General features: G+C 53.2%; 9 protein-coding genes. 8 read left to right on the forward strand and 1 reads right to left on the reverse strand.

Annotated elements, in window-relative coordinates; all coding sequences use genetic code 11:
- The first annotated feature begins 132 nt into the window (after positions 1-132).
- The gene (locus OHL19_RS06270; RefSeq protein WP_263356758.1) at positions 133-924 is read left to right on the forward strand and encodes a response regulator transcription factor; all 792 of its coding nucleotides are present in this window, start codon (positions 133-135) and stop codon (positions 922-924) included.
- A gap of 223 nt (positions 925-1,147) precedes the next feature.
- Positions 1,148-1,921 carry a LytR/AlgR family response regulator transcription factor gene (locus OHL19_RS06275; protein ID WP_263356760.1) on the forward strand — a complete coding sequence of 258 codons (774 nt, stop codon included), beginning with the start codon at positions 1,148-1,150 and terminating at the stop codon, positions 1,919-1,921.
- A gap of 12 nt (positions 1,922-1,933) precedes the next feature.
- Here the strand turns inward: OHL19_RS06275 and OHL19_RS06280 are convergent, their stop codons facing one another.
- Positions 1,934-3,151: a TIGR03435 family protein gene (locus OHL19_RS06280; protein WP_263356761.1), complete on the reverse strand. Its 1,218-nt coding sequence runs from the start codon at positions 3,149-3,151 to the stop codon at positions 1,934-1,936.
- Between the two features lie 210 nt (positions 3,152-3,361).
- Between OHL19_RS06280 and OHL19_RS06285 the strand changes: the two genes are divergently transcribed.
- From OHL19_RS06285 to OHL19_RS06310, 6 genes are all read left to right on the forward strand, one after another.
- Positions 3,362-4,432, forward strand: a complete 1,071-nt coding sequence (locus OHL19_RS06285; protein ID WP_263356762.1) for a sensor histidine kinase — start codon at positions 3,362-3,364, stop codon at positions 4,430-4,432.
- Positions 4,433-4,578: 146 nt separating this feature from the next.
- Entirely contained in the window at positions 4,579-5,565 is a 987-nt protein-coding gene (locus OHL19_RS06290) for a sensor histidine kinase (protein ID WP_263356763.1), read from the forward strand.
- A gap of 204 nt (positions 5,566-5,769) precedes the next feature.
- Positions 5,770-6,786 (forward strand): aldo/keto reductase, encoded by a 1,017-nt coding sequence (locus tag OHL19_RS06295; RefSeq protein WP_263356764.1) that lies wholly within the window; start codon positions 5,770-5,772, stop codon positions 6,784-6,786.
- Between the two features lie 13 nt (positions 6,787-6,799).
- Positions 6,800-7,771 (forward strand): SRPBCC family protein, encoded by a 972-nt coding sequence (locus OHL19_RS06300; protein WP_263356765.1) that lies wholly within the window; start codon positions 6,800-6,802, stop codon positions 7,769-7,771.
- A gap of 104 nt (positions 7,772-7,875) precedes the next feature.
- On the forward strand, positions 7,876-9,522 hold the full coding sequence (locus OHL19_RS06305; protein ID WP_263356766.1) for an FAD-dependent oxidoreductase: 1,647 nt from the start codon (positions 7,876-7,878) through the stop codon (positions 9,520-9,522).
- Positions 9,523-9,854: 332 nt separating this feature from the next.
- A complete protein-coding gene (locus tag OHL19_RS06310) occupies positions 9,855-10,703 on the forward strand; it encodes an SDR family oxidoreductase (protein ID WP_263356767.1) in 849 nt (282 codons plus the stop codon).
- Positions 10,704-10,877: the final 174 nt, after the last annotated feature.

The following is a 10,877-nucleotide window of genomic DNA, read 5'->3' on the forward strand; positions in this document are numbered from 1 at the left end:
CTTCGTAAAGTCCGGCGAGAAAATCACAGCACTGCGACGAACCGTGCATGGAGTGCGATGGAACGGTACCGATCAATCGCATTTCCGTCCTAGAATCCGCTTAGCAGGTCATAACTTTTCGAGTAGGTGAACATGCTCTCAAGCACTCTGCAAGCGCATTCCTATGCAGCGCACCAATCGGTCAATCGGATTGGTGCTGGTGCGCGTGATCTCTCTCAGGTCGCGTACGTGGTCACTGATGACGAGCTATTGGGGCAGGAGGTTAGCTCGATCATTCAATCGCAGGGAGTCCGCACCCAACTGTTTCGATCGGCGGCTGCATATCTTGGCTGCAAGCATCCGGATGTTGCCAGTTGTTTGTTCATCGGCCGCAGCCTGTCGGATATGTCCGGCCTCGATCTTCAACGCACACTCGCATACACCGTCGCCCCGCCGATTATCTTCCTCTCAGACGATGGTGATATTCCTTCCTGCGTACGCGCGATTAAGGAAGGCGCTCATGACTTTCTCACATTGCCCGTCATCAGTTCGCATCTGCTGATGGTGATGCAATCCGCCTTCAAGAGAGAACAGGTTGCCCTTGCGCTGCGGCGTGAAGAGGAGGACTTGAGAAACCGCTGGCGGTCGCTCACTTCCAGGGAGGCAGAAGTCATGCGGTATGTCGTAGGAGGGTTTCTCAACAAGCAAACAGCGTACGAGTTGAGGATCACTGAGAACACCGTCCAGGTGCATCGTGGGCGCGCCATGCGAAAGATGCGCGCCGATTCGTTTGCATCGCTGGTTTGCATGTCACTGCGACTCGCAGAACATGGCGAGAATGCGCTCCTGCGTACGTCTGGCGAACAACGGCCCGAGGATAAGCGAGCATTCATCAGGGATGGAGTATCAATGCCGATCCAGTGGGGAGAACTAAATCCCGCGTAAAGTGTCCAGGAGAAATGTTGCGATTTGCGTTCAATCGGTTTCCTGGTGCGGTGAATAGGTCTAACCGGTGGAAACATCGACATAGAATGAAAATCGTGGAGTTGAAAGCAGTCCATCGAATCCTCGTATATCTCAGGCTCAAGATTAAGATGGTCAGGCATGGGAACGACTCACCATTCACCTGCCAGGCCAGTAGCGCTCGACAACATCATTGGATAACCAGATGACCATTCGTCTGATACTGATCGACGACGAACCGGTTGCACGACTAGGTGTTCGCGCACGCCTGCGTAAGCACACAGACTTCAAGATTGTTGAAGAAGCCTCCACCGCAGAGGAGGCGCTTGAGAAGATTTGTCGATTGCAGCCGGATGCGATCTTTCTCGATGTGGAGATACTGAATTCATCAGGTCTGGATATCGCTCGAATCCTCGATGAACGGCCAGCGAAACCGATCATAGTCTTCCTGACTGCGCATCGGCAGTACGCTCTACAGGCGTTTGATGTAGAGGCGACGGATTACCTGCTGAAACCGATCAATGACATCCGTTTCGAAATAACTTTGAACCGGATTCGCGAAGCACTCGCACTTCAACGAGCAGGGGAATCGGATGGTGGAACCCTGCGCGAAAACGCACAGGAATCCTACAGTGTGCGAAGCATGTCATTTGCGCCAATTGCGGTACCGTCCGGTAAAAGAACCCGGCTCATCGAAGTAAACGATATCGACTGGATCAGTGCTTCCGGTGACTACACGAAACTCCATGTTCGCGGCAACACCCATCTCCTGCGAGAGCCACTCTCCACCTTGCTGAACAAGTTACCGCCCAATGTGTTCTATCGCATCCACAGATCATCTGTACTAAACCTCAGCAGGGTGGCCGATTTCATCACCCTGCGCAATCAGGATCTACTGGTCACGTTGAAAGACGGAACAGTTCTACGCGCAAGTCGTACTTTCAGCGAGGAACTGAAAAGGGCATTGTTGCAGCGTTAGCAATAGGCAAATCTAGTTGCTGGAAGCCGGTCGATCATTTGCTCGCTTCGTCGCCACATAGGTCGTAATGGTCCGGACACCGCGAGTGACCTCAAGCCCCGTTGCCTTGCGAACAGCCTCAGAAAGCTGATCTACATTCGATGGCAAAGAGATCGTTCCATCGAAGCCTCCGGTGATGCCTGTTTCGTCAACGACCGGCATGCCATATTGTCGACCAATCAAATCCGCCACCCCGCTCATATTCAAATTGGTAAACGATGTTGCGCCGTCGTGTTTCTCCATGCCATGGCTAACGCGTGGATCGAACGTAGGCAACAGGATCAGCGGCGACTCTTTCGGATGCACAAGGATGAGCGCTTCCCTCTGCGTATCTTGCTTACGGATATCCATGCCGAAGGCTTCCGCAAGGACGGCTTGCTCGATAGTCTGCAGCACTTCGTCATCCATCTTGCCTCCTTTGACGATGAGGTCAAAATTACCTAAAGGGGGCTGATCAACAAGCTGAAACGGTGTCTGCGAAGATTCGAAGACGATCTCGAGCAGAGACTTGGCATCCCAGCCAATGAAGTTGTAATTGGCGCCCCCGTGATCTACGGTAAAGCTCGGTTCGTCTGGCAGCTTCCTGCGTACAGAAATCTCGGCCAGCGGATCCTCCGAGGGAGATGAGCTAGTCGCCTTCAGCGCTTTCTCCGGGGCTTGAGCGGATAGAGCATTTGCCTTCGGCTCGGCCTTTGCTTGAACTGCTCCATGTTCGGCAGGTACTCGCGAACTAATGGACTGTAGGATTTGCGCGTTCAGTTTGGCAGGGGTTGTGACCAGGGCCACATTGCCTTGTGGATCAATGACAACTGTTGCGGGACGGCTGTCGATTGCATAGGAGCGAAAGGTTGCTTTGGTAGCATCGAGTGCCACGATGGATGAGATCGTTCGCTTGGATAGGAAAGCAGCCGTCACACTCTCGTCCTCATCGTCTATCGCTATGAAAGTAAATTTGCCAGGATCGAGAGTCTTGACCAACTCATTCATATGCGGCATCGAAGCAATACACGGCCCGCACCACGTCGCCCAGAAGTCCAGCACTATGGTTCGGCCACGGAGCTTGCGCAGACTCGGAACGTCGCTTCCTTTTGGCGAGAGCACCTTCGATACATGGATCTCAGGCGCATGTGAGCCGTTGCGAGGCTGGCTCCAGGTTGGGATGGTCATCGCCAGAAGTAAGAAGGCAATCATGCAATGCAACTGTAGAGACAATGTCCGTGAACGGAGTTTATGGCGGATAAGTGTTGAAGGCATTCCTCTATTCTAGGAGTCCGCAAAATAATGTTCGCCCTGTTCGTCGCAGTGAAGACTCGCTTGATCGAATAGTTCATTTTCTCTGCTTTCTCGAATCAAAATGAAGGGATGATGTCGTCTGTTTTTCTCCTCAGTTCAAGAGCTCGAGTGTACTGGGCGCTGCAAGTCGTAGGCTGGACGGCAGTTGTCGGCACATTGCTCCTCTTCTACTGGCCATACGTCCCCACCGGGGCAAGGTTCCCTTACTTCACACTGGATATGTTTCTCGCTTTCCTCGCGACCTTCCCACTGCGCTTGCTAGGTCGAGCAGCGTGGAAGAGCGAACATCATCGAATCTCCAGCGGTATGCTTTGCATCTTCGTCGGCCTTCTCTTTGGTTTTGTGACCGAGGGACTCAGCGAACTCGCAGCACTCTTTCTCTGGGCGCCATCGAGGCACATCACAGTTCGCTCACTACTCGCCGAAGGTGTTGACTATGCCATCCTGCTTGGGTGTTGGTGCGTGTTTTATTTCGGATGTAAATCATTCCTGGAAGTGAGAAGGAATGAAGAACTTTTGCAGCGAGTGCAGGTACTCGCCAGGGAATCCCAACTGAAGGCACTGCGCTCTCAAATTCATCCCCACTTTCTTTTCAACGCGCTGAATGCCGTCTCATCTCTGGTCGTAGCTGGCCGCAGTGAAGAAGCTCGAATGATGATCCAGAGACTTGACGAACTTCTCGGAGCTATGCTCGATTCACAAGAAGACCATCTAACAGATGTCTCAACCGAGTTGTACTACGCAAAGCAATATCTTGAAATCCAGAGAGTCAGATTTGATGACAGCCTGAGCGTTGAATTCGATATCCAGCTGGGCATCGAAACCTTCCGTGTTCCAAGATGGTTTCTGCTTCCTTTGCTGGAGAATGCCGTCCGTTACGGATTGCCGGCCTCTGACAAAGGCGCGCCTGTGCGGCTAAGTATGCGACAGCGAAACGAGGTTCTCCTCGTCACCATACGGAACATGCTTCCGAGAGAAGAAGACGAGCATCGAGAGAGCGGATTTGGCATCGGCCTGCGCAACATCCATGAACTCCTGCGAACAATCTACGGTGACTTTGCATCTCTCTCCATCGAGCGAATTCACGGCGTCTTCGTACTGGCAATTGAACTCCCCAAAGTCGTCAGTTCGGAATATGCGGGCATCCTCGCCCTCAACAAGTCTTTCCTCGCGCGTTAGGCAAGGACATTGTGCGATGCACATCAGAGGTTGAGTCGATGTTCCAGCGGCACCTGGCCGGGCAAGCATCACATAGAAAGGATTCATTCCTGCCATCGAGCGTGTTCTGGAAACTGCAGGCCGCCGGCTGGGGCGGATTTGCCTGCATGATCTTCGTATTCTTCTGGCCCAGGCAAATGACACTTTCAGCCTTTGGCGTCCAGTCACTGCGAATACTATTGAGCGTCATCGCTTCGTTTGTGTTGTATCCGCTCTGCCGTTACGCATGGCGAAAGAAAGAGCATTTCGCTCCGTTGGCGCTCTCCGCCATCGCGTGTGCCGCAGTCCTCGCCTTTATCGGCGAGCTCCTCGCACAACGCGTCACGCATGCAATGCTGGGCGTGCCACCAACTGTACTCCTGCACTCAGTTCTTACCGCCAGTCTGCGATACCAGTTTGTACTTGAGGCCTGGTGTAGCTGCTACTTCGCCCTCAAGTTGTTAGACCGCATTGACCAACAGGCCGATCTCATGCGGCAGGCAAGGATAAAGCAGAGAGATGGGCTCATCGCCTCCTACCGCTATCAGCTTCCAGGGCGTCTTCTATCCGATATGCTGCATGGCATCTCGCGGAGCATTACAAAAGAGGAGAGCTTACGCGCAAGCCTCATGATCGCGCGCTTTGGAGAACTCCTCCGCAATATGCTCGAATATCCCGAACGACATTTTGCCGGGCTATACCAGGAGACCGAGGAGGCGCGCGAGTACCTTAACCTTCAAAGAGATCTGCTCGGGCGAAAGCTTCAGCTTGAGTTCGAAGTCGATTGCGATTTGGACAACCTGCTGATGCCTAGATGGCTCCTTGTGCCGTTGATTGAAGAGTTGTCCACGGCGATGGAGCACACGGATATCCCGACACCCCAAGCGAGTATCAGCATTTCCCTTAGTGGGCAACGGCTGAAATTGGACCTGATTCTCGATAGACCCATCGCTTCGCTCCGGTTTGTGGGCACGGAACCAACCTTCGAAGCCACACGGTCACTCCTTGAAACCCTCTACGATACCGGCCATCTCTTCGAACTCAACAGAGATGCTGTCACTCTTCTGAGGATCGAACTACCTCCCTGGATCGAACCGAGTGCCTCCTCGAACTAGCCATCTATCCCCATTATGAACGCGAACTCCGTTGCTCTTCGCAACATGCTCTCCCTCTGATCGTCTACATCGAGTTCAACATTCATGGAATTGCGGAAGAATGAATGCGGCCTTCATGATAACTGCGTACCTCGTGGCTTCTCACAACGAGACTTCGCAGCCACAGAGAACCGTATCGACGAATACTCCACAACAGGAGAAGTTATGGGAGTCAGAGAACATCTGCTAAATGGCCCTTTGGGATTCGGAGCAGCCCCGCTGGGTAACATGTTCCGCAACATTCCTGATGCTGAAGCCGCTGCAACCGTGGACGCAGCCTGGTCCGAAGGTACTCGCTACTTCGACACCGCCCCGTTCTACGGTGGAGGCCTCTCTGAAATCCGTCTCGGCAAAGAACTCTCCAAACATAAGCGTGACAAATATCGTCTCAGCAGCAAAGTAGGCCGCATCATTCTCGATGAGGTCGTGGACAGCGCACAGACCTTCGGCGAAAAGGGCACTCTCTTCAAGCACGGCCATCAGAACAAAATCGTTTATGACTACACCGAGAAGGGTGCCATGCAGTCGATCGAAGACAGCCTGAAGCGCATGGGTGTGGATAGTCTCGATTTCGTCTGGATCCACGACATCGCGCGGGATTTTCACGGTGACGAATGGCTCGCGCAATTTGAAATAGCACACCACGGCGCAATGGTGGCCTTGACCAAGCTGCGAGATCAGAAAGTCATCAAGGCGTGGGGACTCGGCGTCAATCGCGTTGAACCCTGTGAAGAGACGATTGAGATGACCGAGACTCACCCGGATGCATTCCTCCTCGCTGGCCGCTACACGCTTCTCGATCATGAGCTGGCGCTTCAGCGGTTGATGCCCGCATGCGAAGCCAGGAAAGTAGACATCGTCGTAGGCGGCCCCTATAGCTCTGGAGTCCTCGCTGGCGGCGCCCATTTCGAATACGCACCAGCCTCGCCCGAGATCCTGGCAAAGGTAAAGAGGATCAAAGCTCTATGCGAGCAATACAAAATTCCAATCAAAGCAGCAGCCCTGCATTTCTCGCTCGCGCATCCGGCATCCGCCGCGGTAATTCCCGGCGCAAGCAAGCCTGAACGCATCGCCGAAGACCATGCCGCACTCAAGACTGTTGTGCCTGATGACTTTTGGCATGATCTGCGTAAGCACGGTCTTGTCTCGCCGGCGGCACCACTTCCAATCGACAACCAATAAGGAGAACGCTTGTATGGCTTCAGCAAAAGCAACCATTGATCTCGATCTTCATGCAGACGATGTATGGGACTTGATCGGAGGGTTTGGCTCTCTGCCAGACTGGATGCCCACCTTCATTCCGAAGAGCACCTTGGTGAAAAGCGGACGCGTCCGGCAACTCGTAACTGCCGATGGGCAGAGCATCGTCGAACAGCTCGAAAGATATGAACGCTCCAGGCGCAGCTACAGCTACTCGATCCTGCAAGCTTCCTTTCCCGTGACGGATTATCTGGCCACCATAACTGTTACTCCGATAGAGAGTGGCAATACCTCCCACGTAGAGTGGTCCGGAACGTTTACTCCAAAGGGCGTAAGCGATGAAGAGGCTCACAACCTGTTCCAGGGCATCTTCAATACAGGCCTGGAGCAATTGGCAATCAGCATCGCCTCAAAATCTCAACTATCTCCATCTACAGGAGCTACATTCATGACGAAGTCAAAAGAAGAGCTGGTCACCCGCAGGATCGAGGCTCACTCTGCACATACAGATATCCCGGTCGAATCTGTCAGGCAAATCTCAGGAGCCTTCACCGCGCTTCTGGCAGATGTATTCGCCCTGTACATCAAGACCAAGAACTTCCACTGGCACATGAGCGGACCGCATTTCCGCGATTATCACCTGCTGCTCGATGACCAGGGCGATCAGATCTTCGCGATGACAGATGACATTGCCGAACGTGTGCGCAAGATCGGTGGAACCACGCTGCGCTCAGTAGGCCACATCGCGCGCGTCAAGCGAATCGCCGACAACGACGCCAGCTACGTTACGCCTCAGGATATGCTCGCCGAATTATGGGAAGACAATAAATCCCTCATTCTGAGCATGCGCAGCATCCACGATCTTTGTGATGATGCTGGCGATGTCGCATCTGCGAGTCTTATCGAGAACTGGATCGACGAGACACAAAGACGCTCATGGTTCTTGTACGAGATGTGTCACGGATAAACCGGTCTGCATCTGTCCTTCGCCCCTGGGAATGCAAGAAACACACAACGTCAGTCTTGAAGAGAGCGTTCCTCTCTTGAGAATCGAAACATTCAGGAGGCCTGGTGGCGACACTTCAACGTATTTCTGGCACGCAATCTCTCCCCTCTTCGAAGGCAGCTTACACCCAGCTTTCTCCGGCTCAGTTGAACAGCGCAATGCGGTACGGAGTCAGTCGCGTCTATAGCTCAGCTAAGCAACTCTATCGTCAGGGAGAGCGTGGAGCTGATCTCTACATCGTCCTTGAGGGCGCCATAGAAACGTTCTGGTCTGATCTGCTCGAACAGGAAGAACAATCGGTCATGCTTGCCCCTGGAGAGTTTACTGGGGAATTGAATCTCTTGAATCAGAAAGAGACGTTGATAGCTGCGCGTGCTATGGCAGGAAGCAGCATCCTTCGTATTCCGCGTGAACGTTTGCGAGCACTTCTCATCGCCGAACCTGAAATAGGGGAATTGGTTGTGAAGACTATCGTCCACAGGCGGCAATGGTTCATGCAAATTCAAGCCGGTGGCCTGACGATTATTCGCAGCAGTGAAAATGGAGACACTGAAAAAGTAGAGCGCTTTCTAAACGCGAATTCTTATCCTTTCCGTGTCGTCGATCTCCAGCAGTCGCCAGCAACGCAGCGTCTTGCTGAGGAAAGAGGATTAGATGCCTCTGTTCTGCCCGCTGTACTCAGCGCGAAGTGGACGCTGAAACGTCCTGAGCTTCGTGTTCTCGCGGACAAGCTCGGTATTTCGGATGACATTCGAGACGGCATCACCTGGGATGTTCTGGTTGTCGGAGCAGGACCAGCCGGGCTCGCGACCGCGGTATACACCGCCTCAGAAGGCCTTCGAACACTTGTCCTCGATAGCTATGCCCCAGGTGGACAAGCAGGAACCAGTTCGAAAATCGAAAATTACCTGGGATTCTCGCATGGAGTCTCAGGTGCAGAACTTGCCAAGCAAGCCCAGGTACAGGCCGAGAAGTTTGGCGCGACTGTAGCCGTTTGCAGAACGGTGAAAGCTATAGACTGCTCCGAAGATCCTTTCTATGTAGAACTCGACGGCGATCAGAAAATCTCGGCACGAGCAGTCATCATTGCAACCGGCGCGAACTACAGAAAGCTCAGCATCAAGGGGTTCAAACGATTTGAAGGAGTTGGCATCCACTACGCCGCGACTCCAATTGATGTGCAGCATTGCGCAGACCAGCAGGTCGTGATTGTCGGCGGTGGCAACTCAGCCGGACAAGCTGCGATGTTTCTCTCCGCACACGCCAATCATGTCCACATGCTTATCCGAGGACCACAACTTTCCAGCACCATGTCGGACTATCTCGTGCAGCGAATTCACGCCTCAAAAGGAATAACGCTGCACCCGTGTTCAGAAGTGGTAGGCGTAGAGGGCGAAGATCGTTTAAGCCATGTCACCTGGCGCTCACAGGCCACGGGCGATGACACTCGTTTCGCAACGGAACACTTATTCGTAATGATCGGCGCAGACCCATGTACAGAGTGGCTTCGCGATTGCATAGAGCTCGATTCGCATGGGTTTGTGAAAACCTCATCCGGCTCCGAAGAGCGCGGCCATTTCGAAACCTCCGTGCGTGGGATTTTTGCCGTCGGTGACGTCCGCTCTGGTTCGGTGAAGCGTGTGGCATCGGCAGTTGGAGAAGGTTCCATAGTAGTTCCTGAAATTCATCGCTACCTCGGCACTCTCGGATAGCCATTGATTTGGATGTTATTCAAGCAAGAATGCAGGGAGCTGAAGTATGAACTCGATCGCATGCGATATTCAGCCTCACAATTCACTAAAGATTGAATAGACGCATCTATCGAGTCTGCCTTCTAATCGCAGAGAAGATAACGAGTGACGCATCGATTGCAATCGCCCACTCAAGCTTCTGCTCGGTGCTTCATGAATCATTCGATTCAATGAGTGGATGCTGAACCTCAGCTCTGACATCAAGACGCTCTTAAGTCCGCTTTGATTTCATGCACGGCATAGGAATCAGGGGAAGATTGGCCCAGTTCACCAAAAAGTCGAAGGAGAAACAGATGAATAAGGTTCTTATCACGGGAGCAGGTACAGGCTTTGGGCATGAAGCCGCTATGCGGCTTGCAGTGAAGGGATTTCACGTAACCGCGACAGTCGAGATCTGGGCTCAGGTTCAGACATTGAAGCGGCAAGCAGCCGAACGCGGTGTCACCCTGCACGTCGAGAAACTCGATGTGACCAATGAGGGAGATCGCAAGAAAGCACTCGGCTGGGATATCGAAATTCTTGTGAACAATGCTGGAGTTCTCGAAGGCGGTTCTGTCCTCGATATACCCGGCGAAAACATGCGTAATCAGTTCGAAGTAAACGTGATTGGCCCCCTGCTGTTGACCCAGGGAATCGCCAAGCAAATGGTGAAGCGCGGCACGGGACGCATCGTATGGGTTTCGTCGCGTGAGGGCCTGAACACGAACCCCTTCACCGGCATCTATTCCGCCTCCAAGCACGCAGTCGAAGCGATCGCCGAGACTATGAGCCTTGAGCTCCAGGAGTTCGGAATCGAAGTAGCCACGGTAAATCCCGGTCCCTTTCTCACTGGTTTCAACGACCGCGGATTCGAGACATGGAAGAGCTGGGAAGACGATCCCTCCGAACGGCTATTCGATTATTCGAAGCTTGCTTTCCCACGTGCCCAGTTCAATCCAGAACCGGTCTACGTTACTCTCACCGCCGTCGCCGCAGGCGAGATCGATACGTACCGCAATCTTGAGCCGAAATCGATGCTTGAAGAGACGAAGCATCTCATCGAGGCTCCCTGGAACAAGAAGATCAAGGACGGGCTCGGCACCCGGCCTGCCAGCTTGCAACATTCCTTCGAGATGAAGCCAGAAACTCCAATGCCTGAGTAGTCCAGAGGCTCGTAATACCCAGGCGTAAACTCAAGGGAAGCGATGCAGAGCGTCTTAACGCTCAACGAATGAAGTGATAGCCTCCGACTCGTCCAATGCGTTTGGGGCCGTAAACAAGCGGCCTCAAACGCGGACGAATCAAGCGTAAATGCTGTGTTGGAGCAGCATGTGTTG

The organism is Acidicapsa ligni (assembly GCF_025685655.1).
GTDB lineage: Bacteria > Acidobacteriota > Terriglobia > Terriglobales > Acidobacteriaceae > Acidicapsa > Acidicapsa ligni.

Bases quoted from the DNA above. Each gene is read 5' to 3' on its own strand.
- OHL19_RS06270 (WP_263356758.1), top strand. From the start codon at position 133: ATGCTCTCAAGCACTCTGCAAGCGCATTCCTATGCAGCGCACCAATCG.
- OHL19_RS06275 (WP_263356760.1), top strand. From the start codon at position 1,148: ATGACCATTCGTCTGATACTGATCGACGACGAACCGGTTGCACGACTA.
- OHL19_RS06280 (WP_263356761.1), bottom strand. From the start codon at position 3,151: ATGATTGCCTTCTTACTTCTGGCGATGACCATCCCAACCTGGAGCCAG.
- OHL19_RS06290 (WP_263356763.1), top strand. From the start codon at position 4,579: ATGATCTTCGTATTCTTCTGGCCCAGGCAAATGACACTTTCAGCCTTT.
- OHL19_RS06295 (WP_263356764.1), top strand. From the start codon at position 5,770: ATGGGAGTCAGAGAACATCTGCTAAATGGCCCTTTGGGATTCGGAGCA.
- OHL19_RS06300 (WP_263356765.1), top strand. From the start codon at position 6,800: ATGGCTTCAGCAAAAGCAACCATTGATCTCGATCTTCATGCAGACGAT.
- OHL19_RS06310 (WP_263356767.1), top strand. From the start codon at position 9,855: ATGAATAAGGTTCTTATCACGGGAGCAGGTACAGGCTTTGGGCATGAA.